This window comes from Streptomyces sp. NPDC002886, assembly GCF_042888445.1.
Lineage (GTDB): Bacteria > Actinomycetota > Actinomycetes > Streptomycetales > Streptomycetaceae > Streptomyces.
This window is the reverse complement of record NZ_JBIAPV010000011.1, coordinates 181,053-203,542: the sequence shown is the minus strand read 5'-3', so window position 1 is coordinate 203,542 and position 22,490 is coordinate 181,053. Positions and strand designations below refer to the sequence as shown.

Here is a 22,490-nt window from a genome sequence, read left to right as displayed (position 1 = left end):
ACTGCGGGCCTCACTCTCCACTGGAGCTCAGGCATCGTCGAAGGCTACGTCAACAGAGTCAAGACGCTCAAGCGAGCCATGTACGGCCGGTCATCCTTCGGGCTGCTCCGCACACATATCCTCACTCAGCCGTAGTACTGGCGGAGCGATCAGTGTGGGGGCGCGGTGGCAGGGTCGGTAGCGACATGGGTGCGAATCCGACGCGCCCGCAGGCAGAACTGGGATCGCGACATCATCCGCGGCCTTGGGATGCCCGTCCCGCGAACAGCCCAGGACCGAGCCCGTCACCTCATTGGTCAGCGCAGATGGGAAGAAGCAATCGCGGAGATTCGCGAGGCGGCCGGACACAACCGACGCGACGCGAGATGCATCGCGCTGGCTCTGATGTACGGCTGGAAGATCCCAACTCGGATGCCACGGGAGTCCAACCACCTTCAACCTACGGAGCCCGTCAGCTCTGAAGAGTGACCATCACGGAACTCCGGTCAGAGCCGAAATTCGAGATCCGCATCAGCATCTCGGGCCCCTTTCTGTCCAGCGGCCCCTGCCGGCTCCGGCGAACCCCCGGTGAGCCGGACGTAGAGGTTCTCGTCTACGCGAACGTTCACCGGGCCCCGGCGAAGACGCCTACGACAATGGGGACGCCGAGCAGGAGACCACTCCGGTCCGGGATCCAGGGCGTTCTCCTGCATCCGGGGGCGTCTCCGCCTACTGCGATCGGTCGACCGCGAAGGGCTGAACCCCTCCTTCAGGTCTGGTCGGGCATTTCAGGCTCAACCGATCGATGAGATGCGCACCTATCTCATCGGAGGCTGCAAACGGTCTGGAAGTAGGCACCCCGCAGTCTCCCGCAGATGCCACCGGATCGCGATCATGGGCCGGCGCTGAGCACGGTCCCTCGCCCACTATCCGTTCCCCGCCGTGGAAACCGGCCCCTTTCACACAGCGGGGCCGGGACCGGATGCGGCGGGCGCCGTCCGCCGGGTCCCACCGGTCGATCATCGCGTTGAGCTCGGCGAGCGTGTCGACTTCGGTGACGGGGATCAGGTGGTTGCGGCGGAACCAGCCGATCTGGCCCGCGACTCCGCCCCTCTCGTGGGCCCCGCGGATGCCGGGCTAGTACTTCGCGGCCGAGCAACGCCACCCGCGCCGAACAGCAAGCAGCCGGCCGGCTGGCCGGCGCGCAACGGCTACACCGGGTAGCCGATCTGGGTGATGCCCTCGGCGAGGTCCTCAAGCCGAACCGCGGGGTTCAGAGCCGAGACGACTTCCTGCGTCAGCGGCTTGAGGTCGTAGACGTGCTGGACTGCATCCAGCGCCGGTGCCACCTCGTAGTAGTCCTCGGCGAACTCCAGATAGGCCTCGGCGCTACCTTTCAGCAGGAGCCCGAACAGCCACTCAGCACCATCCGCGTCTTCCCCATCCTCGTTCGGCACCTGGACGTCGCCGCACTTCCACTCGGAGTCCGTGACCTCGCGCCACAAGCACACCGTGGCCCGCTGAACGCCATTGGGATCGAGGAAGGCAACCTCCTGGGCGAAGGGCCGCAAGGTCTGCGGCAGCGAGTCAAACAGACCTGGCCACGGCACCGGGGGCGACACCCGATTGGCGCTGATGGGTGACTCGTGAGAGGTCGCCTGGGCATAGACCCCGGCCTCGGAGAAGACGATGACGTAGTCGTTGCCGCTTCCGTCCTTCATCGAGGCCAGCTCCTCAGACGGCGCCCACTGCCTGTCATACGAGTAGTACCGAAATTCCCACTCCGGACTCAGGACGGCATCCAACATGGCCATCGCCTTCGAGCGAGCACGAACGATCTCGGCGACAGGCAGCTGCACGATCACTCCATAGACGGTCACAGAGCAATACAAGCGGAAGCCACTGACACAGCCCCAGGGACCCCCGACACGCCATGTTGTTCTCGGCTGATTGGTGAAGCACCAAGGAGGTGCTTGCTACCAGGGGAAATCCGGGCACTCCTCGGCGAAGCCCTGCGCAACAGGCTGCCATGCTCCGTGGTCCTCACGCACGCTCAGTCGGTCCGCTTCCTTCGCGGTCTCGATCAGCTGAGCGGTAGTCAAGGGGACGGCCGCCGCGAATACCCGCCCGAGGTGGCGGCAGTGCACCATCGGGCGGAGCTCCTCCGAGTATGGCTCATCGGCGACCGCGAACAGGTCAGACAGGGGCCACCCCAGTGGACCTGCTACGGCCGACAGCTGCTGCCGACGGTACGGACCTGGGTCCCAACGCCACAGCATCCTGTGCAAGGTACTGAGCGACAGTCCCATGAAAGGCAGTTCGCGGATACCGAAGCCGCGATTGCCGATCAGCGCGCCGAGCACCGCGGCGAGCCTGGTCTCGGCGGGGCAGCGGCCCGGCCACGCCGGCTGTGCGAGGGGTTCTGGAGAGGCGACGCGGGGCAGCGAGCGTACGAATGCCTCGAGGGCGCCGAGCTTCGCGTGATCGCAGTGGCTGACGCGGTATGCGAACTGCCTCATGACCCTGGCGTCGCGCTCCGGGGGAAGGAGTTCCGTCGGCACGGGGTGGCCTGCGACGACGAGAAGATCGGCAGCCGGTATGTCGAGTTCGGCGGCAAAAGCCGCGACTCGCTGCGGGGCGGTGTCAGTTCCGCTCGCGGCGAGGCTCCGCAGGATGGCGGTCCGTTCCATGGGAGGAAGGTAGCGGGTGGGCTGCCAGGACGGCCGCGAGCCGCCGTCGTACGGGGGCCGGCTGCGCCTGCAGTGCCGCCGCCAAGGACGGCGGGGGCCTGCGACTGGTCGAGATGGCTGTCACGTGGCTTCACCCGCGTCAATGCGGCGGGCTGCAATCATGCTCGAATGGCCCACGACATAGTGTTCTTCCTCGCCCCCGACGACGAAGCTGCCGCTGCGACGCGCCTGCGGGGACCTGGTGAGGCCTTTGAATCTGTGACCTGCCGCTTTTTCGAGCCGGACAGCGCCATCGCCGAGTGGGACATGTACTTCCAGGAGCCGTCGGCCAAGGCCCCACCGCTCGAGCAGGTCTATGCCTGGCGGCCGTGGCCGGAGTACGTCACCGAACCCTTGAACGATGGTGTTGAGGTGTTCGCTCTGCCGAAGCGACTGACACGAGCGCTCGCCGAAGCCAGTTCCACCGAACTCGAGGAGCTCGCCGGCCGCTGGACCGCGCGACTCAGGTCCGAGGACGGCGACGAGATGACCGACGATGATCTTCTCGCGATCTTGCAGGGCGTTGCCCTGCTCGCAAAGAATGCGGTGAACACGGGTGGTGGCCTCTACAACTGGAGTCTCTGACCGTCCGCCCGCGAAGGCCGCTCGCTCTTGACTCCGCTGCACGCCAAAAGCTCGGTCCCGGTGGCGTCGAAGTACAGGGTGAAGAACCAGGACCGGTCTGCTGCGACGATACTGCCGGTACGCAGTTGCTCGTCGCGGTGCCGAGCGCGGAGGACCTCAACGGTCTCGTCAAGGCCGAGGGTCGTCACACCGATCTTCGCCGACCGCCTCAGCCTCGTCGCAGCGATACCGAAGGCCATCCAATGTGGCGTCTGTCCGTCGTGGAGCATTACCTCGCCGCCGACGGCTACGGCGGCGCGTGCTGCCTCGCAGGCACTGGTCTGGTCTTGGAGCATCGCGGTGATGTCAGGCTGACTTGGGTTCTCGTCCTCGGTGGCCATGCGGCGACCATAGGTGGCGAACGCGGGCGTTGCTACAGGATTCGGCGGGGCCTGCCGCGGCGCCAAGCCACTCTGCGCCTCCCCGGCTCGGTCTGGCTGAACCAGCTGCCCCGCCTGGGGCACTTCCAACGATGGGCTGCGGGAGCCGTCAGGACCGCCTCGGAGAACGCTGCCGACGGCGATCAGCCCAGAGGCTCCATGGATTCGGCTGGAGAGCCACCAGGGACCGGATGCGGCCGCCGTCGGCGGTGTGGAGCTGACGGAAGGAGATCGAGTGATCCTCGGTCGCGGGCACCAGCGTCACCGGGACGTCACGAGCCCGAAGCTGATCGCCCCGCTCCACGTCGGCGCCGTCACGCGGCCGGCTGCGGGCTCCCGTGGGACAGGCCCGAGCGCCGCAGGGCACGCAGCATGGCCGGCAGGTCAGCGGGCTCGAAGCCCGAACCGCAGGCGAGGCTCTCCAGCAGCTCCGGCGTCAGCTCGTACCGCTCGGCGCGGCGCACCAGCTCCGCGCGGCCTTGCCCGAGGACCGGCCCGCCGTCGAGCTCCCGCAGCAGCTCGTCCTCGTTGACGAAACGGCTCAACCCGCAGTCGAGACCGTCGTCATCGAGGTCCGCCGGATACGGAGCCCGTGCCCAGGACCCGTTCTCGGACCAGTACACGCACCCCAGCTCGTATCCCGCGATCAGCTCACGGAGCTCGTCGTGGGGGAGCCAGTCCGGAGCCCCGGCCAGCATGTCGACCGGCGGCTCGTGCCACTTGACCCCGCTGGACTCGTCCTCACCGAAGAGCACGAACCGGTCCCCGCCCAGCGGCTTCAGCGTCCACCAGGTACAGCCGCAGTCGTCGAGGTGCAGCCCACGGTCGTCGATCCAGCAGCCCGTGCGGTGGCCCGGCGGCTTCTGCTCCGCCGCGGTCGTCGCCTCCAGCACGGCGACCGCGCTCCACCGGGCCCACAGGATCTCCGGCGCGGGCAGGTCCTGCGGCAGTCCGGGCCGGTGCACTGTCATTCCATCCCCCACGGGTGCGCGATCACGTTCCCGACGCACCCTAACCGTTCCCCGTGGCACCCCACCGCGAGGCCGCCGCCCTCACCGAACACGCCACCACCATCCACATCCGCCCGCCCCACTGACACACCTCTCCGACCCGAGCATGCCGGTGAGGGGGGTTGTCACAGGTGGGGGCTATGTTGCAGCTCGTTGCACAGGCGAGTGGGGAGCGGCGATGGTGGTCGAGGTGGGGTACGCGCGGGCGTGGGATCCGGAGGATCGCGTTCCCTGGAGGCCGATATCTGTGGAGGAGGCCCGCGAGCGGGATGCCGCCGGGCTTCCGTACGTGGTCGTGTATTGGCCGGCGGGCCGGGAGGCTCCGCTGGAGGTTCGCCTCGTCTCCTGGCGGGATCACTACGTCGGGCTGTGGGCGTACGACGCTCAGGGCCGCGGTACCTACGAGCTCGACCTGCGGCTGCTGGACGACCCGACGCGGCTGTGGCCCCGGCGCACCGTCCGCTGGCACTACACCGGCCCGGAGATGACGGAATTCGACGAGGCGTGCCCGCGCATCACCGTAGAGCTCTTCCCGGGCGGGAAGGGCCGGCGAACGGAGCGGCCCCAGGGCGAGCGCGGGCGCATCCACGTCACCGTGCCCAGGAGCCGCGATGACGAGCGCTGGGTGGACCGGCCGGTCTTCGGGGAGTGGCCACTGCTCTCGGCCCAGGTTCACGGACTCACGGAGCCGCTGGTCTTCGAGGTCATCGAGCCGGCCACGGCGGCCGCCGACGGGAGTGTGCTCGCGCCCACCACGTGCCGGCGTCCGCCCCGCCCCGCACAGCCTGGACCGATCGGTGAGCTGTTCCGGCCCGGGGTGCGTGTGACCGACGGATACCACCCCGAGATGACGATCGTGGAGCCACGCCGCATCGGCACTCTGCGCGTACCCAGCGGGCTGCTCGCCGTCTCCGGCCCGGACATCGACCACGAAGACGGCCCGCACCTCACGGTCCCCGTCCCGCCTGGGGAGTACGCGCTGGAGGAGGCGCGGGCCCGACACAGCTACCACTGCATGTGGGAGGGGAGCCAAGTCACCCACACGGACACCATGGCTGTCCGCGTGCTGGTCAGCGAAGCCCCCGCCACGAGCTGGCGGATGGCACTCAGGCCCGACGACGACCTCCGGCTGTTCGTCGAGGATCAGGTCTCCGGTTTCGTCACGGACGGAGCCACAGGCTGCTTCGCCGATGCCGGAGCCTGGGAACCCCTCCTCGCGCTCTTCGACAAAGGACTGATCCAGGGCGACCCGGACCTGGACCCGGACGCCTACGAGGACATCAGCGACTCCATGTACCTGCTGCGTACCCGCGACCAGACCTCCGGCGGCGAACTGGTGGCCTTCGCGACCACAGGCGACGGCACCTATCCCGTCTGGGTCGGCCGTTCCCAGGCCGGCGAAGTCGTCGCGGTTGTCGTGCTCGTGGAGGGGATGCCCGAGTTGCTCCCGGACGACGGGGCCACTACCAGTGCCTGACGTGGCCGGGATAACCATGCAGATCATCAGTCAGGTCAGTTCCAGAGGGAGATCGCCAGGACCAGGGCGGCGGGTTGCGGTTGCGGGGTTCGCGATGGTGTTCGTCATGGCACTCGGATTCGCGGCGAGAGCACCGCTTTCGCGTCGGGGATAGCCACCCATCTAGGTGATGACCACCGACGCGTACGCGGTGACCGCGCCATGAAGGTTGATCCATGAACACACTCATGGACCACACGGAGATCATCTTGTGGACGCGGCACCCGGACGGACGGTGGTCGGCCCGGCCACTGTGGATGGTGCTGGTCGACGACCAGGCCTACGTCCGGTCTGCGTTCGGGCGACGCAGTGCCTGGTACCGCCAGGTATTGGGCCAAGCCGACGCGCAGATCGAAGTGGCCGGGGCCCGGCTGCCCCTCGCCTTGCGGCCGGTGACCGACCCCGGGCTCGTCCAGCGTGTCTCCGACGCCTACCGGGCCAAGTACGGACTCAGCTGGCCGGGGCCCGTGGAATCGATCAACACATCCGAAGCCGCCACCACCACCATGCGTCTAACGGAAATCGGGCAGGTCCCGCAGTTGCCTGCGTGAGGTGAGCTGGAGTTTGCGGAAGATGTTGCGCAGGTGTGCGTCGACCGTCCGCGGGCTGAGGAACAGCTTCGCCGCCACCTCCTTGGAGGTGGCGCCGTCGGCGACCAGCCGCGCGATGTGCACCTCCTGCATCGTCAGCTGGTCCGATGCCTTGGAGGTACGACGGCGGGTCTGCTCGCCCGTGGCGCGCAGCTCGCCGGCGGCTCGCTCGGCGAATGCCTCCATGCCGAGGTCGGACAGCGACTTGTGTGCCTGGCGCAGCGCGGAACGGGCGTCGCGCCGTCGGCCCTGGCGGCGCAGCCACTCCCCGTACAGGAGATGCGCGCGGGCGCGGTAGAGGACCAGGGCGCCTTCATCGAGCAGGCTGATCGCCTCCTGGTAGGCGGACTCGTCCTCGGTCACCAGCGCCCGCGCGTAGGCCTCGACTCCGAGACCCCACGCGTGCCCGCCGGCCTGCGTGCGCTCCTGGAGGGAGGTGAGGGCTGCGGCGGCGGCTTCGGGCTCGCCGCATCGCATGGCCGCTTCGACGAGCTCGGGCAGGGCGAGGCCTGCCGTGCCGACGGCGCCGTACTCGACCGCCTGTTTCGCCGCTTCCAGTGCTGCCGGGTAGTCGGCCAGGCCGTTGTTGAGCACGGCCGTGGCCCAGTGCACGCTGAGGCTCATCCGGTGCTCCACCGACGCGAAGAGTTCGAGGGCCTCCTCACGGCGTCCGCGCAGCGCTGCCAGGTGGAGGCGCGGGTAGACCAGCGGTGCCGCCCCGGTGGCATCGGCGATCGCCTCTTCTTCGGAGATCAGCTCCATCGCGGAGCCGAAGTCACCGCTGTGCGCCTTGGCCGTGGCTTGCATGGCCAGTGCGATGGGCAGTGCGTGGAAGGAGCCCGACTCGCGGCCGGCCGCGACGGCACGGGCGGCGACGCCGTGCAGGGTGTCGAAGTTCCACAGTTCGGTCGCCAGCATGAAGCCTAGTGACGGGCGTCCTTCCCACACCTCGTCGTCGGCGTCGGCGACCACCGGCCTGAGGATCTCCCCCGCGGCCCGGTGCCCGTCGCCGACCAAGGCGATCAGGCCGGTCAGCACCGCCGCCGGGGTGGTATCCGACTCGTCCGCCGGCGGGGCCTTCCTGGCGGCCTCCACCACGTGGTCGAGTCCGCCGAGCAGAAGGCCCATCTCGATGGCGTCCAGATAGCACTCCCGTGACCAGGCGGGATCGGTGGCGGCAAGGCGAGCGGCGGCGCTCAGGAGGTGTTCGGTGGGACTGTCGTTCCCCCGGCGGCGGACGAACGACAGTCTGCCGCGGAGCAGGTCGGCTCTGGCCTCCTGGCTGGGGTCGTCGGTGCGGACGGTGGTGAGGAGGTCGGCCGCCTTGTCGAAGTCGCCCACCGAGAGCTTGGCCTGGACCGCGGCGAGGACCCGATCGGCCCGTCGGGCCGGGCTGGTGGTGAGCTCGGCCGAGCGCTCGAGGAAGGCCGCTGCCGCGGCGATTCCGCCGCGTTCCCGGGCACGGGTGGCGGAGATCTCCAGCTCGGCGGCTACCTGTTCGTCCGGTCCTGCGCTGGCCTGGGCACGGTGCCAGGCCTTGCGGTCGGGGTCGGCGATCGGGTCCGTCACGGTGGCCAGCGCCTCGTGCGCCCTGCGCCGCTCGTCCGGCGTCGCTGCGCGGTAGGCCGCCGAGCGTGCCAGGGGGTGGCTGAACCGGATCCGGGTGCCGAACTCGACCAGCGCATCGGCGTGCGCGACGGCGGCCTTGTCGATGCCGATGAGTTCGGCGGCACTCCACAGCAGGCCGGGGTCGCCGATCGGTTCGGCGGCAGCGAGGGTTACCAGCAGCCGCGCCGGCGGTGGAAGGAGTTCCAGCCGGGTCCGGAAGCTCTGCTCGATCGCGCCGGGCACCGAGTCGGGCTGGGCGAATCCGCCCGCCATCCCGGTGAGCCCGGTGGTCCTGGGCAGCTCCACCAGCGCCAGGGGGTTGCCGCGCGCTTCGCCCAGGATGCGGTCGCGCACCCGCTCGTCCAGCGGGGCGCGGACCGCGGCGGCCAGCAGCGCGCGGGCTTCCGGTTCGCCGAGGCTCCGGAGTGAATGGCCGGGCAGCTGGTCCAGCTCGGGCAGTCGGCTCGGCTCGCGCGCGGCGAACACGAGGGCGATCGGCTCGGCCGAGATGCGGCGGGCCAGGAAGGCCAGCGCTTTGACGGACGATTGGTCCAGCCACTGTGCGTCGTCGACGACGCACAGGAGCGGGCGTTCGCGCACGGCCTCCACCAGGAGGCCCAGCGCTGCGACACCGACCAGGAACGGATCGGGTGCTCCGGTGTCGAGGCCGACGGCGATCTCCAGGGCCTTGCGGTGCGGCGCGGGCAGCTCGGGCAGGCGGCGGGTGACGGGTGCGAGCAGCTGGTGCAGCGCGGCGAACGGGAGCTCCCTCTCGAATTCCGCGCCGGACGCGCGGATGACGAGGAATCCCGTCGCGGTCTCGTCCAGATGCCGCAGCAGCGCGGTCTTGCCGATGCCCGGTTCACCGCGCAGAACGAGGGCGCCGCCTCGGCCTTCCCGGGCCTCTTTGAGCAGCAACTCGAGCCGGTGTATCTCGTCCTGGCGGCCAATCAGTAATTGCATAAGTGTTTCGGGCATGCCCGAGAACCTATGCGGTCGCGCACCGTAGGGGAATCGGGGAGCGATTGCGGCACCTCTCGGTGCGGCCGCGGTCGGCTGCGGCATGTCCGCTGCCGGTCGCGGAGCGAGCGTGTTCGCCTACGCGGCTTCGGCTTCCCCTGCGCGTCGTATAGGTGATGACTACCGACGCGAGCGGTGGAGGCCCGCTGCGAAGGTCTTGTCATGACCCGCACCGCACTACCGCAACGAACCGCCACCACCGGCTGGCTACCGCTGGGAGTCCTGGCCACGGCTCAGTTCCTGGTCGTGCTGAGCACCTCGATCGTGAACATCGCCCTGCCGCAGATCCGATCCGGTCTCGATCTGACGGACACGAGCCAGGCGTGGACGGTCAACGCCTACGTACTGGTCTTCGGCGCGCTGCTGCTGCCGGGCGGACGGGCCGGCGACGTATACGGCCTGCGCCGCGTGTTCCTGATCGGCACCGGCCTGTTCGCACTCTCCGCTCTGGGGGCGGCGCTGGCGCCCACGGCAACAGCACTGATCGCCTTCAGGGCGCTGATGGGAATCGGGGCCGCCCTGCTGGCGCCGACGGCGCTGGCCCTGGTTTTGACGCTCTACTCCGGCCGGGAGCGGCGTGGCACCGCCCTCGGAGTGTGGGGCGCGGTCTCCGGTGCCGGCGGTGCGGCGGGCGTGCTGCTGAGCGGGCTGCTCACCGGTCTGTACGGCTGGCGTGCGGTGTTCGTCGTGATGGTGCCCCTTGCCCTGGCCGTGCTGGTGGCCACCTGGCTCGCTCGTCGCAGCCGACCGGCCGCGCGGCGGAAGCCTGGATGCGGCAGGCACGTGGACGGTGACGGCGGGGCTGGTCGCTCTCGCCTACGGCCTGTCGGGGCCCTGGCCGGTGGCTGTGATTGGTCTGGCGCTGCTCTGCTTGTTCGTGGTGCTTCAGCGGCGGTCCGCCACGCCCCTGCTGCCGGCGCGGATGAGGGTCGTCGCGGTGCCCAACGTGCTGATGGCACTGCTGGGTGCTGTCTGGCTCGGACTGTTCTACTTCCTGCCCCTCTACCAGCAACGTGCCCTCGGCTACTCGCCGTTGGAAGCCGGGCTGACCCAGCTTCCGCTCGCCCTCGTGGTCACCCTCTCCTCATGGTTCACCGGCAAGGTCTCGGCCCGCCGTGTGCTCCCCGCGGGCCTGCTGGTCCTCGCGGCCGGACTGGCCTGGCTGTCGCGGACTCCGGCCGACGGCACCTTCTTCGCGGATCTGCTCGGCCCCATGCTCCTCATCGGCGCCGGTCTCGGGGTCGCCTTCGTACGGCTGACCGCTCTGGCCTCCACGGGGGTCCCGGCCGCCGACAACGGTCTGGCGGGCGGGCTGGTCAACGCCACCCGGCAGATCGGCGGAGCCATCGGCCTGTCCTTCCTGACCCTGCTGCCTTCCTCCGGCGCGGCCTTCCTGGCCTGCGCCGCCCTGACCGTCCTGATCTCCCTCGTCTCGGCTCTCCCGACCCGAAAGGCCTGACCATGTCCCTCGAAAAGCCGTACATCAGCGGCCACTTCACCCCCGTCGCCGACGAGATCACCAGCCGTGAGCTGAAGGTGCGCGGAACCCTGCCGCCCGAGCTGAACGGCCGGTACTTCCGCAACGGCCACAACCCCAAGCCGGGCGTCACGCCCACCCACTGGTTCCGTGGCGAGGGCATGCTCCACGGCGTGCGCCTCCAGGACGGCCGGGCCGAGTGGTACCGGAACCGCTGGGTGCGCACCCCCTTCCTGGAGGGAGTTCCGTTCACCGGAACCGAGCTCGAAGTCAGCGCCGCCGCCACCAACATCATCTTTCATGGGGGCCGCTACCTGGCCCTGCAGGAGGCCAACCTGCCCTGGGAGGTCAGCGCCGAACTCGACACGATCGGCGTCCACGACTTCGGCGGCAAGCTCACCGGCTCGATGACCGCCCACCCGAAGGAGGACCCGCAGACCGGCGAGCTGCACTTCTTCAGTTACAGCCCCTTCCCTCCGTTTCTGACCTACTACGTGGCCGACGCATCCGGCGCCATCGTCCGGTCCGAGGTCGTCGACGGTTCCGGCCCTTCGCTCATGCACGACTTCGCCATCACCCGGGAACACGTGGTCTTCATCAACTCTCCCGTGGTCTTCGACCACGCCGAGCACTCTGGCATCCCCTACCGCTGGCACGACGACGTCCCGCTCCGCATCGGAGTGATGCCGCGCGCCGGGGGCAAGACCACCTGGTTCGAGGCGCCGGACCAGGCCGCGCTGCTGCACGTCGCCAACGCCTACACCGACGCGCAGGGCCGGATCGTGCTCGAGGCGCCGCGCTTCGACCGTTCCGCCTGGGAGAACTCGTGGAAGTGGTGGATCGGCGCTCCCGGCTACGGCACCAGCCCCGCCGCCGGCTCGACCTTCCACCGGTGGATCATCGACCCGGCCAAGGGCAAGGTCACCTCTGAGTCCCTCAACGAGCTGGTCACCGAATTCCCGTCGATCAACGAGGCCCACACCGGCTCGGACTACCGCTACAGCTACGCCATCGGCTTCCCGGGCGCGGGCCTCTCGGGCTACCACACCATCAAGCTGGACTCACGGACCGGCCAGGAGACGCTGCTGGCACACGACGAGGGCCGGATGCCTGGTGAGGCCGTCTTCGTGCCCGCCGAGGGCGGGACAGCGGAGGACTCCGGCTACCTCCTCACCATCGTCAGCGACGTCAAGACCGACGCCTCGGAGCTACTCGTCCTGGACGCGGGCGACTTGGCCCCCGTGGCCGCCGTCGAACTGCCCCGAAGGGTGCCCGCCGGCATCCACGGCGACTGGATCCCCGACGCCTAGCAGCCGGCCTGACCCACCTGAGCGCACGACCCACGTGACCGCCTGACCGTCCGACACCCCAAGCCGCCCGGGCCACTGTTGACTCCCCCTCAGCAGCGGCCCGGGCTCTCACCATCGAGGAAGCACCCTTGGAACCTGGTGGTGCACGAGGGTCTGGTTGGCCACCATGAGCCCTGGCAGATGTCGGTGGGCGGAGCAGAGGGTACGCAGTGGATCTGATCAGTCTCTCGGATGGCGATAACAGCCTCCGGGTACGCGTGCTGGGCCGTCACTCACCGGGCCTTCTGCATCTTCATGACCAGCTCGACGCAGAGGTCCTCGTCACGAGCAGCTTCGCCACCGGCCGATTGACCATGCCCCTGATCCTTTCCGACCTGGAGGATTGGTCGCGCGCACTGGACGAGCTCGCTGCCGGGCAGGACGTCTTCTGGAGCGAGGACCACAGCCCCCAGATCAGGATCCAGCCGCACAACGGCCGGACGGCGCCGGCAGATGAGGGCGCGTCCCAGGGGGAGGAAGGCTTCGTGGATGTCGTCACGGATCTCCCAACGGATCCGCAGTCGGCGGAAGCGTGTTCGGCGTACCAGGAGACGGTTACGACGCCGCCGCAGTCGTTCCGCCTGCACGCGCCCGCCCGACACCAGCCGCCTGCCTGACTACCGCCCGTCCGCGTCCTCCTGGCCGACGGCGAGGGAGCCGGCGGGCTCGTACGCCAGTGGCAGACCGCGTACTGGTACGACAGCCCCCACCAGTCATCACCGTGTGTGTTTACGAAACCGCATTCCGGTAACACTAGGTAGCTACAGGCAGTCAGAACCCGACGGAAGGCAGGAACATGACCCTCGTTACCGTGCTCATCCTCGTCGCGGTCCCCGCACTCCTCGCCCTGTTGGCCGCGGCTCCCAGCGCCCCCGCCCGGCGCAACCCCTTCCCTGGTCGACGCAGCCGGGCCACCCACCGCCGCACCACTACCGCCCGGCCGACCGGACTCCCCCACCAGCGGAGCGTCCACCACCACGCACGCTGACACGACGCCGCCCCTTCGGAGGCAAGCGCCACATGACGGTGGCCGACCACCCCCGATGAGCGCCCTGTAGATCTGCGGATTGAAGAGGCGCGGTCCAGTGTCCTGCGGGCGGTCCGGCGTGGCCTCCGTAGCAGGACGCGCCATCCGGGCAGGCTGGTCGTTGGAGCCTGCCCGGGTCCTCCTTCGCACGTCGGTCCGGGCGGGCCGCCCGCACTCCCGCGACCGGGGAGGTCTGCCGATCTCCCCCTCCAGCCACGTAGTGACGGTCTCTGGCAGGGGGATCGTCGTCGTCCCGACCTGGGCGGTGCGTCCGTCCCAGTCGCGTTCGCCGGCGTCCGCCTGTTCGCTCCCGCTCTCGGCCAGGTCCTGGTCGCCGATCGCCTTGTCGGCGGGTTTGACGATCTGAAGGGTGAGCCGCCCTTGGACGTCCCCTTGACCCATGTTTCCTTTCCTACGACCGTCTCCAATGGTGCAACGCGAAGGGAGAAGTCCGGCTTTCCCGGGTCAGGTGAACGTCAGGGTCCGTCAAGGGACCCTGGTCGAGGTAGTTGAAGTAGATCCCCCGCGTGGTGAGCTGGCCGTCCGGGAGGACGTAGGTCACGAGGCACTGCTCCGCTTCATGGGCGCCGCCCCGGGTGGTGGTGCAGGTGCCGTGGGACTCGCCGACCTTGTTGTGCGCCTCGTCGAAGAGGTCCGAGCGGACGACGACCTCATCGCCCTGCGACACGCTGCCGGGGGTGACGGGGAAGCGGGTCAGCTGCTGCACCTCGGCCGTGACGGTGCACCCCGGCACGAAACACGGCACATCCAGCCGGTCGGACGAAAGTCAGGTGGCGGAGCTCGGCGCAAAGCCGAGCGGCAGCTCCAGGCGTTGTTGGGCCAAGAGCTCCTCGTCGGCGACGATCCCGCCCGTCGGCCCGTCGGCGGCGATGACGCCCTCGCTGAGGATGAACGAGCGCGGGTCGAGCTCCAGGGCGTACGGCTGGTCGCGGGTGACCATCAGGACGGTGACGTCCAGGGAGCGCAGGAAGTTGACGAGCTCGCGGCGCGAGGCCGGGTCCAGCTTGAAGAAGGTGAGCGGTAGCGGGCCCACGGCGGTTGGCTGGTCGACAGGCCGTCGCTGGTACGCCGGCGGCCCTCCCTCACCGGGGCGGTGCGGACGGTTCCTTCACTCGCCGCCCGGCGGCTTGGACTCCATGGCGCGCTCGGCTTCCTCGGAACGCCTCTCCATCTCCTCCGGCGGAACCTCCTCGATGTGCGTGGCGATGCTCCAGCGATGTCCGAACGGGTCCTCGAACTGGCCGGTGCGGTCCCCGTAGAACTCGTCCCTGACCGGCCGCAGCTCGGTGGCACCCCGGGCGAGGGCCTTGGCGAAGACCGCGTCGACGTCTTCGGCGTACACATGCAGGGTCACGGGCGTCCCGCCCACCGACTTCGGTGAGCGGAAGCCGATGGCGGGGTGCTCGTCCGCGAGCATGATGACCGAGCTTCCGAGCTCCAGCTCGGCATGGCCGATCTTGCCGCCGGGTGCGGCCATCCTCATCCGCTCCCGTGCGCCGAGCACGGCGACGTAGAAGTCGATCGCGGCCGCGGCGCCGTCGATGCAGAGGTACGGCGTGACGCGCGGATAACCCTCGGGAACGGGCTGGACAGTCACCGGCCACCGGCCTTTCCGGACACTGGCGGCCATGCCGACCGCCACTCTGCGACCAGAGATATCCCGAACCTGCCGCACACGTACCCGCGCCGCGCGGCGGCCGGGCGCCGGATGCCCCAAAGGGTCCCGTCAACCGTGAGGTGGTGCAGCCGCAGGAGCAGGTTCAGGGAGGAGGGGCCGCCCGCAGCGGAGGTGAGAGCCTCCGTTCGCGGGTTTCGCCGGCGTTTCCCGTCATCGACCGCAGGGCGAGCAGGTTCAGGTGGTGCGGGGCTGCCGGAGAGGGGCGCCGGCGTGGTGGAGGCTGGCGAGGGTCTGCCGGTAGGAGTTGATCAGGCTGGTCTCCAGGTAGCTCACTCCGAGCTCCTTGCAATGACCGCGGACGATGACCTGGGCCCGGCGCAGGTGCGGGCTGGGCATGCTCGGGAAGAGGTGGTGCTCGATCTGGTAGTTCAGGCCGCCGAGCACGATGTCGGTGAACCGGCCGCCCCGCACGTCGCGGGAGGTCAGCACTTGGCGGCGCAGGAAGTCCGGCCGGTCCGCTCCTCGCAGGGTCGGCATGCCCTTGTGGTTCGGGGCGAATATGGATCCGAGGTAGATGCCGAAGAGGCACTGGTGGACCACCAGGAACGCGATCGCCTTGCCGGGCGGAAGCACCAGGAACAGCGCGCCGAGATAGACCGCGATGTGCGTGAAGAGGAGCAAGCCCTCCCATACCCGGCTCTTGAGAGCGCCGTCGGCAAGGGAGCGGATCCCGGAGACGTGCAGGTTGAAGCCTTCCAGCGTGAGCAGCGGGAAGAACAGGAACGCCTGGGAGCGCCCCAGGATCCGTGGCAGCCCCTTCGCGGCCCTAGCCTGGTCCTGCGTCCAGACGAGGATGTCGGGATCGAGATCGGGGTCGAGGTCCTCGTGGTTCGGGTTGGCATGGTGGCGGCTGTGCTTGTCCTGCCACCAGCCGTATCCCATCCCGATGCCGAGGTTCCCGGCGAGCCGCCCGGACAGCTCGCTGGACCTGCGCAGGCGGAAGACCTGCCGGTGCGCGATGTCGTGCGCCAACAGCGCCACCTGTCCGAAGACCACGGCCAGGAATCCGGCGGCGAGCAGGGTCCACCAGCTGTCCCCGATCAGCACGAAGGCCGTGCAACCCAGGGCGTAGAGGAGCGTCACGGTGGTGATGCGCAAGGTGTAGTAGCCCGGGCGCCGGCCCATCAGTCCGGCCGCCTGGATCTTCTTGGACAGTCGGGCGAAATCACTGCCCGCTTCCGCCCCTGCGGGCGGGGGGCGCACCGTCTCCAAAGAGTTCATGATCGGACATCCCTTTCCATGGCCTTCGGCGTGCCTTGAAGTTCCGGGTGTCCGACTGCCGGTACGGAGGGCCGTGGGTGCGGCTACCGGCCCTCCGCCGTGGCGCACAGGGTTACCAGTAGTGACGTCGTCCGCCGACCGCGTGCCCGACCGAGCCCAGAATCCACAGTACCGCGCCCACCACGAGGAGAATGATCCCGATGGTCCACAGAATCGAGATTCCGGTCAGGAATCCGATGAGCAGGAGGATGAGTCCGGCGAAAATCATGGTGTCCTCGTTCTCATGTCGGGAATTCGATGAAGCGGTTGATCCGCCCGAGTGCCTCAGAGCGCGTGTACCCGATAATTTCGCCCTTAGCTGTCGGTCGGCCCTGAACTTCTGCGGCGGAAATTCCACCGCTCACCCGAGGAGCTTTACGTGACCGGAACCGGACTGGACGGCTTCACCGACGTCCTCGACTACCCGATGTACGTCGTGACGGCGGCGGCCGATGGCGAGCAGGCCGGCTGCCTGGTGGGATTCGCCTCGCAGTGCTCGATCGACCCGCCCCGTTTCATGGTGTGGATCTCCACGTCCAACCGGACGTATCGCGTCGCACGCCGCGCCTCCCACTTGGCAGTCCACGTCCTGCGCCGCGAGCAGGAGTCCACGGCAGACTGGTTCGGCGGGCGGACCGGCGACGACGTCGACAAGTTCGAGCGAGTGGCCTGGCGGCCCGAAGAAGGGGGCGCACCGGTCCTCACAGACTGCCTCGCCTGGTTCGTCGGCCGGGTGCGAGGGCACGTGGAAGGCGACGGGGACCACGTCGGCTTTCTGCTCGAGCCCGTGGACCAGAGCCCGCCCGGGCGGAGCGACGAGCCGTCCCTGCTCCGGTTCAGCGATGTCGCCGACATCTCACCGGGGCACCCTGCCTGATTGCCTGATCCGCCTCACGGCTCCCCCGTAAGCCGCGTCCGCAGCGCGGTCAAGCGGTGGAAGGCAGAGCCGGCCGCTCCGCTTCTTCGGTGCGCAACCGGCGCCTCTCGCCCTCGGTGAGGCCACCCCATATACCGAACGGCTCGGCGACCTTCAGCGCGTGCCGCAGGCAGTCGCGTTGCACCGGGCACAGCGCGCACACCTCTTTCGCCGCCTCGTCCCGCCGTTCGCGGGCCGGGCCCTGCTCGCCCCTGGGGTGGAAGAACAGGCGCGAGCCCAGTTCGCGGCAAGCGGCCTCCTCCTGCCACAACCAGTGGTGCTCTGCACGACCGGGCAGACGCGACACGTTTCCCACCTCGGAACCTCCATCGGACGCGCACCGCATTCGGATGCGCGATCTCTTCCCGTCTGGCCCCTGCGACGGACCTCAAACAGCGAGCCGGTGGTGCGGTGCCTGCGGAACCCTTCGGGACGCCCCGCCGGTGGGGCGTCGGCCGCACGCTCCACGTGCGCGAGATCTCTCCCCGTGGTTCGGCGGCGGTCGGCGCGAGGCCCAGTTCGTCAGGCGGTGGAGACCTGCGCCGCGGCATCGAGGCTGCCTGATTCCCAGGGCGGGGCCACGGCCGACTCGGTCCAGGCGGCCAGGGCTTCGCCGTCCACGCAGACGATGCCGCAGGCGGCTGCGTACTCGAGGGCGGGGGTGGTGTAGGAGCTCGTGGTGACGACGATCGCCACGTCGGCGTCGTGAACGGCGAAGCAGGTACCGCCGAAGCGCTGGAGGTCCTGCGAGCCGACGCGGTGGGTGTCGGCGTAGTGCTTGCACTGAACGACGACACGCAGTCCGTCCGGGGTCGTGGCGATGACGTCGGCTCCCAAGTCGCCCGCACCACCCACCACTTCCACGGGCGTGCAGCCGTCACGCGCACACAGTGCGGCTATCGCGTGCTCGAAGCCGTCGGCGTCGGCCGCGGCGTGGTCCAGCGCATCGGTACCGATGTCCGGCACTCCTGCGGCAGCCACGGGCGCGTCCAGTACCGCCGTCGCCTCCATCGGGTACGGGTCCCTGCGCTGGGCCGGGATGGGCGCCGTAGGGACCGTGGAACGCCGCCGGACGGGCGACACGCTCCACTTGGCCAGTGCCACCCCGACGGCGAGGAGCATCGCGGTGGCGACGGGTACGACCCAAGCCCCCACCCCGGCCCCCGCGGCGGTCTTGAGGAAGACGGCCAGGCCGCCGACGCAGATCCCCACGAGCCCCACGGCCAGCACCACATCGCGCCCGAACGGCGCCGAACCGGCCCCGGCCTGCCTCCTGCTTTCCCCCGGCAACGTCATGCGGGAGCCCTCCCTGTATCGGTTCGAACGCGCCGCGGTCCCGGACCCGTCGGGGTCCGGGACCGCGGCGATGGACGCCGGGCGTGCGGGTCAGTGCTTGAAGATGTCCTTCATCTTTTCCTTGGCCTGGCGGGCGTCGCCCTTCGCCTGCTCGGCGCGGCCCTCGGCCGTCAGTCGCTCGTTGCCCACCAGGCGGCCGGCCGTCTCCTTGAGCTTGCCCTTGGCCTGCTCGGTCTTGGCCCGGCTCTTCTCGTCGTTCGACACAGCTGATCACTCCCTGAGGGGGCGGGGAACTCCTTGCCCTTCCTCATCTGACCCGGATCGCGGCCCGCAAACACACAGGCGGACCGCCCCGGTACCGGCGCACGCATGGCCGGCTGATCCCGCTCCTGGCTAGGGAAGAGGCTCACGCAGGGCGCTGTGCCCGTGCTGCCAGGCCGTACGGATGTGGGTCGCCAGACGGTCCTCCAGGAGGCCGGTCGCCGCGCAGCCGAAGGCAATGTCCTCCTCCAGGTCCGGTTCCTCCGCGAGGAGACCACCGATGACCTCGTGGCGTACGACCTGCTCGTGCACGGCGTCGGCCTCCACGTGCTCGGCGTAGAAGTGCTCGGCGGCCGGCCCGGCTCCACAGCGCCGCATGGCCTTGGCCAGGCGGCGGGATCCCGGGGACGAGGTGACCTCGACGCACGCGAAGTGACCGACGAGCGCGCCGCGCAGCGCCCGGTGCAGGCCGAAGAGGGACATCAGGTTCACGGTCGCGAGCAACGGCGCCGGGGCTTGGTCCAGGTAGCGGCCGTACGTCGGGTCCAGCCCGAGATCGGTCATGAGGTCCGCGAAGAGCTTCGCGTGGATGCGGTCGGCGTGGCCGGCGCCGAACTCGTCGTACTCGATCGCCACCATCGCGGCCTTCGCACGGCCGGTCAGCCGGGGGATCACCCACACGTGCGGGTCGGCCTCTTTGAGGTGGTAGAGGGAGCGCAGGGCCGCGTACTCGCGCAACTGCCACAGCTCTCCCTCGGTTTCGAGGTGGTGGCTGAGGCTGTCGGAGAGGTCCACGGGTTCTACGAGGAGCGGGGCGAAGGCGTCCTCGACGGTGCGAGGCGCGTCGGCCAGCTCGGTTCGCAGGGCGTGCAGGAAGCGGGCTTCGAGGGCTTGGCGCATGCGCAGCAGGTCCGGGTCCCATTCGCGGGCGTCGTCCACGCCCTCGAAGCCCCGGTAGTGGGGCTCGTACATCAGGTACAGGGCGAGCTGGAGGTCTTCGCCCCACGGATCGGCCTTCAGTACCGCGCCGGGGGTGTACGCGGGCGGGGCACCCGACCCCAAGGCCCGGACCACGGCGTCGGAGAGCTCGCCCCGCCCCTCGACGAGGCGGGGGCCGGCGGGGGTCGTGGTGGTGCTCGGGCCGGGCGGGGTCGTCAAGGTCATCGCTGCTCCCTGTCTTCGGCCGGTGACTCGGCTCGCTCGCGGAGGCGGTGGCTGGTGTCGCACCAGGGGTACGTACGGCTGCGGCGGCAGGTGCACACCGCGACCATGAACCGGTCGGACCGGGCAACCGTCCCGTCGTCCAGGACGATCTCCACCGGGCCCTCGACCAGCACCGGGCCCCGGGGCTCGACCACCACCCTGCGGGCGACCGCCACAGTCTCGGAGCCCGGGCAGATGTCGGGGGTGTCGTCAGGGGCGCCGGGCACGGATGACCACCAGTTCCTCCCATTGCTCGCCCTCTGCCGCCAGGCCCTGGCCTTCCAGCCAGGACCGCCGCGAGCTCAGTACCGGTCCCCACGGCACGGTGGCCGTCAGGGTGACCTCCGCGGCGAGCCCCGCCCCCGTGAGTCGGCCGAGGGTCTCTCCGACACCGCACATCCCCGAGTGGACCATGAGCAGAATCCCTCCGGATCGCAGCAGGGCCGGGGCGTCCGCGCAGATCCGGTCGATGACCGCGCGCCCGTCCCGTCCGGCATCCCAGGCCCGCGCCGGCCCGCGCGAGGGCAGTCGGCTCTCGGGAGCGGGGACGTACGGCGGATTGGAGACGACCAGGTCGAAGCTGCGCCCCGCCGCGCGTGTCGCGAAGTCTCCGTGCAGGACCCGCAGGGGAAGCCGCCGCATCCAGGCGTTCAGCCGGGCCGTGGCCACCGCCGGCCAGGACACGTCGACGGCCGTGACCCGAGCGCCCCTGGTCGCCGCGTGGAGGGCCAGGGCGCCGCTCCCCGTCCCGATTTCCAGGAGGTCCGTGCCGGGCCCGAGATCCTCGTGGGCCAGAGCCTCGGCGAGCAGGCGGGTGTCCGCCTGCGGCGGATAGACGCCCGGCAAAGCCATGAGACGCGCAGGAAATGGGGACAGGGATAGAGCAGTACTGGGCACCCGCACCTCCGGTGTTACCCCGGCCCCCGTTCGAGCCAAAGGGTTCATGAGGTACTGCGCCTGCCCCGACGTGAGCTTCCCATCCGCGAAATCGACGATCTTCGGACGATCGGACGAGAACGGACCCCCGTTTCCACGATTTCCCCAGACCGATAGCCGGCCCGCCGTCCCCCATACGGGAGAGCGATTTTCATTGAGAAATCGGTGCGCCCGCATGCGGCCGGAAGGAGCTGGAGCATGACTTCCCGGATGAAAATTCCCCGATGCGGCGACGACCGTGGATGGAAATGATCCCATCTCCCACAGGGCGGTCTTTTCGGCGGCGCATTCGGTCCGGTCCCGGCTCGGGGAGCGGTTCTCCCTCGCTTTCCGCGAGGGTTCTCCGGTCGCCCGTTTCGGGTCCCCCGCCAGTCGCCGCGGAGGTCTACCCCGGCCAGGTGCCCGTGACCCGCCGGGTCGCGACGGCCCCGGACCGGTCGACGGCCGCCTTGACGACAGCGAAGATCGCGCCCTGGAGGGCGGCGGCTATGAGGATCTCCTTCCAGGAGCGGTCCTCATCCGTGGCGTCCGGGGCGTCGCCCTCCCCTTCGATCACCTTCCAGGCCTGCTTGAACGCCATCGCGGCGAGCATGCCGCTCGCCGCCCCCAGTGCCAGCCCGACCGGCTTGTACGCGACCTTGGACGCCTTCACTTGCGCCCCCGGCCGCGACGCACCAGCAGGATGACGACCAGGGCCGTTCCGACGGCGATCAGCGGAGTGCGGTTGGCCCATGCCCTGGCGGCAACCCGGTCTGCTTCGTCGAGTACCGGGGCCGGTGTCTTGTCCTTCACGAAATTCGCGGTCTGCTCCGTCAGTACGGACGCCTTCTCCCTGGCTTGTGCCGTGAGGTCCTGGGCCTGCGCCTTGACCTCGGCCGCCACGTCCATGGCCTGCGCCTTCATATCGGCGGCCTTCTCCTTGGCCTGGGCCTTGACGTCGGCCTTGGCCGCAAGTGCTTCGACGGTCTGGCCGAGCTCATCGCGAGTGTGCTCGATCCGATCGCGCAGTTCCTCGGACGAGGGGGTGGAGTCGCTCTTGTGGGGCTGGTCCGGCTGGTCCGGCTGGTCCGGCAGGTTCGGCTGGTTCGGCTGGTTCGGCTGGTTCGGCTGGTTCGGCTGGTTGGTCATCGGTGGGCCCTCTCCTTGATCTCGGCCACATCGGCCTGGACACTGTGCACGGTCTGCTCGGGCACGGGTGGGGCGGCCCGTGCGATCTGCTTCTTGCCGGCCAACGCCAGTACCCCGGCGATCGCTGCCAGTACTGCGGCGACGATCAGAGCCGACACCCATACGGGAAGTACCAGCGCCAGAGCCGCTACGGCCGACACCGACACTGCCTGTGCGACCAGGGCACCGAGCAAAGCTGCGGCGCCGAACAGACCGCCGCCCCTCCCCAACCGTTTGCCCTTCTCACCCAACTCCGCCCGGGCGAGCCGCATCTCCTCGCGGACCAGCTCTGAGATCTGCTCCGATGCGCGTGAGACCAACACGCCCACCGGTTCGTCCGCGGTGGGCGGTCGCCGTTCAGCCGTACTGCTCACGAGGCGATTCCTTCTTTCTGGAGTACCGATCAGCCGGATGCCGCTGGGCAGGAAGCCGTCGACCCTTGG

Annotated in this window: 25 protein-coding genes and 4 pseudogenes; 9 read left to right on the top strand and 20 right to left on the bottom strand. The window is 69.5% G+C overall.

The window, feature by feature from the left end; translation table 11 throughout:
• Positions 1-1,190 precede the first annotated feature (1,190 nt).
• Both ACFYYB_RS35080 and ACFYYB_RS35075 read right to left on the bottom strand, forming a co-directional pair.
• Positions 1,191-1,844, bottom strand: a complete 654-nt coding sequence (locus tag ACFYYB_RS35080; RefSeq protein ID WP_389441038.1) for a hypothetical protein — start codon at positions 1,842-1,844, stop codon at positions 1,191-1,193.
• A gap of 111 nt (positions 1,845-1,955) precedes the next feature.
• The gene (locus ACFYYB_RS35075) at positions 1,956-2,669 is read right to left on the bottom strand and encodes a hypothetical protein (RefSeq protein WP_389441035.1); all 714 of its coding nucleotides are present in this window, start codon (positions 2,667-2,669) and stop codon (positions 1,956-1,958) included.
• A 168-nt stretch (positions 2,670-2,837) separates the two neighbouring features.
• Here ACFYYB_RS35075 and ACFYYB_RS35070 point away from each other — a divergent pair, with 168 nt between their 5' ends.
• A complete protein-coding gene (locus ACFYYB_RS35070) occupies positions 2,838-3,293 on the top strand; it encodes a hypothetical protein (RefSeq protein WP_389441033.1) in 456 nt (151 codons plus the stop codon).
• On the opposite strand, the gene ACFYYB_RS35065 is transcribed toward ACFYYB_RS35070, so the two are convergent.
• Both ACFYYB_RS35065 and ACFYYB_RS35060 read right to left on the bottom strand, forming a co-directional pair.
• Positions 3,275-3,673: a hypothetical protein gene (locus tag ACFYYB_RS35065; RefSeq protein ID WP_389441030.1), complete on the bottom strand. Its 399-nt coding sequence runs from the start codon at positions 3,671-3,673 to the stop codon at positions 3,275-3,277. The genes ACFYYB_RS35070 and ACFYYB_RS35065 overlap by 19 nt on opposite strands.
• 353 nt (positions 3,674-4,026) lie before the next feature.
• Positions 4,027-4,683 carry a hypothetical protein gene (locus ACFYYB_RS35060; protein WP_389441027.1) on the bottom strand — a complete coding sequence of 219 codons (657 nt, stop codon included), beginning with the start codon at positions 4,681-4,683 and terminating at the stop codon, positions 4,027-4,029.
• Between the two features lie 286 nt (positions 4,684-4,969).
• On the opposite strand from ACFYYB_RS35060, the gene ACFYYB_RS35055 reads away from it, so the two are divergent.
• Positions 4,970-6,199 carry a DUF4241 domain-containing protein gene (locus ACFYYB_RS35055; protein ID WP_389441024.1) on the top strand — a complete coding sequence of 410 codons (1,230 nt, stop codon included), beginning with the start codon at positions 4,970-4,972 and terminating at the stop codon, positions 6,197-6,199.
• A 215-nt stretch (positions 6,200-6,414) separates the two neighbouring features.
• Entirely contained in the window at positions 6,415-6,789 is a 375-nt protein-coding gene (locus ACFYYB_RS35050; RefSeq protein ID WP_389441021.1) for a DUF2255 family protein, read from the top strand.
• On the opposite strand, the gene ACFYYB_RS35045 is transcribed toward ACFYYB_RS35050, so the two are convergent.
• Positions 6,751-9,414 (bottom strand): ATP-binding protein, encoded by a 2,664-nt coding sequence (locus tag ACFYYB_RS35045; RefSeq protein WP_389441019.1) that lies wholly within the window; start codon positions 9,412-9,414, stop codon positions 6,751-6,753. The genes ACFYYB_RS35050 and ACFYYB_RS35045 overlap by 39 nt on opposite strands.
• 204 nt (positions 9,415-9,618) lie before the next feature.
• On the opposite strand from ACFYYB_RS35045, the pseudogene ACFYYB_RS35040 reads away from it, so the two are divergent.
• From ACFYYB_RS35040 to ACFYYB_RS35025, 4 genes and pseudogenes are all read left to right on the top strand, one after another.
• A pseudogene (locus ACFYYB_RS35040) lies at positions 9,619-10,212 on the top strand (MFS transporter); the annotation flags it as partial.
• An 85-nt stretch (positions 10,213-10,297) separates the two neighbouring features.
• Complete coding sequence (locus ACFYYB_RS35035) at positions 10,298-10,915, top strand: MFS transporter (protein WP_389441283.1); 618 nt, start codon at positions 10,298-10,300, stop codon at positions 10,913-10,915.
• Between the two features lie 2 nt (positions 10,916-10,917).
• Positions 10,918-12,243, top strand: coding sequence for a carotenoid oxygenase family protein (locus ACFYYB_RS35030; protein ID WP_389441280.1), 1,326 nt, complete (start codon positions 10,918-10,920; stop codon positions 12,241-12,243).
• 209 nt (positions 12,244-12,452) lie between these two features.
• A pseudogene (locus ACFYYB_RS35025) lies at positions 12,453-12,662 on the top strand (DUF5959 family protein); the annotation flags it as partial.
• Between the two features lie 45 nt (positions 12,663-12,707).
• Here ACFYYB_RS35025 and ACFYYB_RS35020 read toward each other — a convergent pair.
• Positions 12,708-12,812: pseudogene (locus ACFYYB_RS35020) on the bottom strand (IS5/IS1182 family transposase); the annotation flags it as partial.
• Positions 12,813-13,078: 266 nt separating this feature from the next.
• Between ACFYYB_RS35020 and ACFYYB_RS35015 the strand changes: the two are divergent.
• Positions 13,079-13,270: a hypothetical protein gene (locus ACFYYB_RS35015; protein ID WP_389441016.1), complete on the top strand. Its 192-nt coding sequence runs from the start codon at positions 13,079-13,081 to the stop codon at positions 13,268-13,270.
• A 451-nt stretch (positions 13,271-13,721) separates the two neighbouring features.
• On the opposite strand, the gene ACFYYB_RS35010 is transcribed toward ACFYYB_RS35015, so the two are convergent.
• From ACFYYB_RS35010 to ACFYYB_RS34990, 5 genes and pseudogenes are all read right to left on the bottom strand, one after another.
• A complete protein-coding gene (locus ACFYYB_RS35010) occupies positions 13,722-14,063 on the bottom strand; it encodes a hypothetical protein (protein ID WP_389441013.1) in 342 nt (113 codons plus the stop codon).
• Between the two features lie 33 nt (positions 14,064-14,096).
• Positions 14,097-14,333, bottom strand: a pseudogene (locus tag ACFYYB_RS35005) (cobalt ABC transporter ATP-binding protein); the annotation flags it as partial.
• Positions 14,334-14,438: 105 nt separating this feature from the next.
• Positions 14,439-14,927 (bottom strand): VOC family protein, encoded by a 489-nt coding sequence (locus ACFYYB_RS35000; RefSeq protein ID WP_389441010.1) that lies wholly within the window; start codon positions 14,925-14,927, stop codon positions 14,439-14,441.
• Positions 14,928-15,182: 255 nt separating this feature from the next.
• Positions 15,183-16,229, bottom strand: a complete 1,047-nt coding sequence (locus ACFYYB_RS34995; RefSeq protein WP_389441008.1) for a fatty acid desaturase family protein — start codon at positions 16,227-16,229, stop codon at positions 15,183-15,185.
• Positions 16,230-16,341: 112 nt separating this feature from the next.
• Positions 16,342-16,497, bottom strand: a complete 156-nt coding sequence (locus ACFYYB_RS34990; RefSeq protein WP_204357835.1) for a DUF6131 family protein — start codon at positions 16,495-16,497, stop codon at positions 16,342-16,344.
• 198 nt (positions 16,498-16,695) lie between these two features.
• On the opposite strand from ACFYYB_RS34990, the gene ACFYYB_RS34985 reads away from it, so the two are divergent.
• A complete protein-coding gene (locus tag ACFYYB_RS34985; RefSeq protein ID WP_389441277.1) occupies positions 16,696-17,145 on the top strand; it encodes a flavin reductase family protein in 450 nt (149 codons plus the stop codon).
• Between the two features lie 49 nt (positions 17,146-17,194).
• Here ACFYYB_RS34985 and ACFYYB_RS34980 read toward each other — a convergent pair whose 3' ends face one another.
• The 9 genes from ACFYYB_RS34980 to ACFYYB_RS34940 form a co-directional block, all read right to left on the bottom strand.
• Positions 17,195-17,491, bottom strand: coding sequence for a WhiB family transcriptional regulator (locus ACFYYB_RS34980; protein WP_389441005.1), 297 nt, complete (start codon positions 17,489-17,491; stop codon positions 17,195-17,197).
• A gap of 215 nt (positions 17,492-17,706) precedes the next feature.
• Complete coding sequence (locus tag ACFYYB_RS34975; RefSeq protein WP_389441003.1) at positions 17,707-18,480, bottom strand: restriction endonuclease; 774 nt, start codon at positions 18,478-18,480, stop codon at positions 17,707-17,709.
• A 90-nt stretch (positions 18,481-18,570) separates the two neighbouring features.
• Positions 18,571-18,744 carry a CsbD family protein gene (locus ACFYYB_RS34970; protein ID WP_389441000.1) on the bottom strand — a complete coding sequence of 58 codons (174 nt, stop codon included), beginning with the start codon at positions 18,742-18,744 and terminating at the stop codon, positions 18,571-18,573.
• Between the two features lie 129 nt (positions 18,745-18,873).
• Positions 18,874-19,905, bottom strand: a complete 1,032-nt coding sequence (locus ACFYYB_RS34965) for an iron-containing redox enzyme family protein (protein ID WP_389440998.1) — start codon at positions 19,903-19,905, stop codon at positions 18,874-18,876.
• Positions 19,902-20,171, bottom strand: a complete 270-nt coding sequence (locus ACFYYB_RS34960) for a CDGSH iron-sulfur domain-containing protein (RefSeq protein WP_389440995.1) — start codon at positions 20,169-20,171, stop codon at positions 19,902-19,904. The genes ACFYYB_RS34965 and ACFYYB_RS34960 overlap by 4 nt, the downstream gene beginning before the upstream one ends.
• The gene (locus ACFYYB_RS34955) at positions 20,155-20,796 is read right to left on the bottom strand and encodes a HemK2/MTQ2 family protein methyltransferase (protein ID WP_389440992.1); all 642 of its coding nucleotides are present in this window, start codon (positions 20,794-20,796) and stop codon (positions 20,155-20,157) included. Before ACFYYB_RS34955 ends, ACFYYB_RS34960 begins: the two co-directional genes overlap by 17 nt.
• A gap of 469 nt (positions 20,797-21,265) precedes the next feature.
• Positions 21,266-21,532: a DUF4235 domain-containing protein gene (locus ACFYYB_RS34950; RefSeq protein WP_389440989.1), complete on the bottom strand. Its 267-nt coding sequence runs from the start codon at positions 21,530-21,532 to the stop codon at positions 21,266-21,268.
• Positions 21,529-22,008, bottom strand: a complete 480-nt coding sequence (locus ACFYYB_RS34945; protein ID WP_389440986.1) for a DUF3618 domain-containing protein — start codon at positions 22,006-22,008, stop codon at positions 21,529-21,531. Before ACFYYB_RS34945 ends, ACFYYB_RS34950 begins: the two co-directional genes overlap by 4 nt.
• On the bottom strand, positions 22,005-22,421 hold the full coding sequence (locus ACFYYB_RS34940) for a phage holin family protein (protein WP_389440984.1): 417 nt from the start codon (positions 22,419-22,421) through the stop codon (positions 22,005-22,007). Before ACFYYB_RS34940 ends, ACFYYB_RS34945 begins: the two co-directional genes overlap by 4 nt.
• Positions 22,422-22,490 lie beyond the last annotated feature (69 nt).

Coding starts and splice junctions, on each gene's coding strand:
- ACFYYB_RS34945 (WP_389440986.1), bottom strand. CDS start 22,008: ATGACCAACCAGCCGAACCAGCCGAACCAGCCGAACCAGCCGAACCAG.
- ACFYYB_RS35015 (WP_389441016.1), top strand. CDS start 13,079: ATGACCCTCGTTACCGTGCTCATCCTCGTCGCGGTCCCCGCACTCCTC.
- ACFYYB_RS34965 (WP_389440998.1), bottom strand. CDS start 19,905: ATGACCTTGACGACCCCGCCCGGCCCGAGCACCACCACGACCCCCGCC.
- ACFYYB_RS35045 (WP_389441019.1), bottom strand. CDS start 9,414: ATGCCCGAAACACTTATGCAATTACTGATTGGCCGCCAGGACGAGATA.
- ACFYYB_RS34995 (WP_389441008.1), bottom strand. CDS start 16,229: ATGAACTCTTTGGAGACGGTGCGCCCCCCGCCCGCAGGGGCGGAAGCG.
- ACFYYB_RS35060 (WP_389441027.1), bottom strand. CDS start 4,683: ATGACAGTGCACCGGCCCGGACTGCCGCAGGACCTGCCCGCGCCGGAG.
- ACFYYB_RS34975 (WP_389441003.1), bottom strand. CDS start 18,480: ATGACGTTGCCGGGGGAAAGCAGGAGGCAGGCCGGGGCCGGTTCGGCG.
- ACFYYB_RS35050 (WP_389441021.1), top strand. CDS start 6,415: ATGAACACACTCATGGACCACACGGAGATCATCTTGTGGACGCGGCAC.
- ACFYYB_RS35075 (WP_389441035.1), bottom strand. CDS start 2,669: ATGGAACGGACCGCCATCCTGCGGAGCCTCGCCGCGAGCGGAACTGAC.
- ACFYYB_RS35070 (WP_389441033.1), top strand. CDS start 2,838: ATGGCCCACGACATAGTGTTCTTCCTCGCCCCCGACGACGAAGCTGCC.
- ACFYYB_RS34985 (WP_389441277.1), top strand. CDS start 16,696: ATGTACGTCGTGACGGCGGCGGCCGATGGCGAGCAGGCCGGCTGCCTG.
- ACFYYB_RS34990 (WP_204357835.1), bottom strand. CDS start 16,497: ATGATTTTCGCCGGACTCATCCTCCTGCTCATCGGATTCCTGACCGGA.
- ACFYYB_RS35065 (WP_389441030.1), bottom strand. CDS start 3,673: ATGGCCACCGAGGACGAGAACCCAAGTCAGCCTGACATCACCGCGATG.
- ACFYYB_RS35030 (WP_389441280.1), top strand. CDS start 10,918: ATGTCCCTCGAAAAGCCGTACATCAGCGGCCACTTCACCCCCGTCGCC.
- ACFYYB_RS34955 (WP_389440992.1), bottom strand. CDS start 20,796: ATGGCTTTGCCGGGCGTCTATCCGCCGCAGGCGGACACCCGCCTGCTC.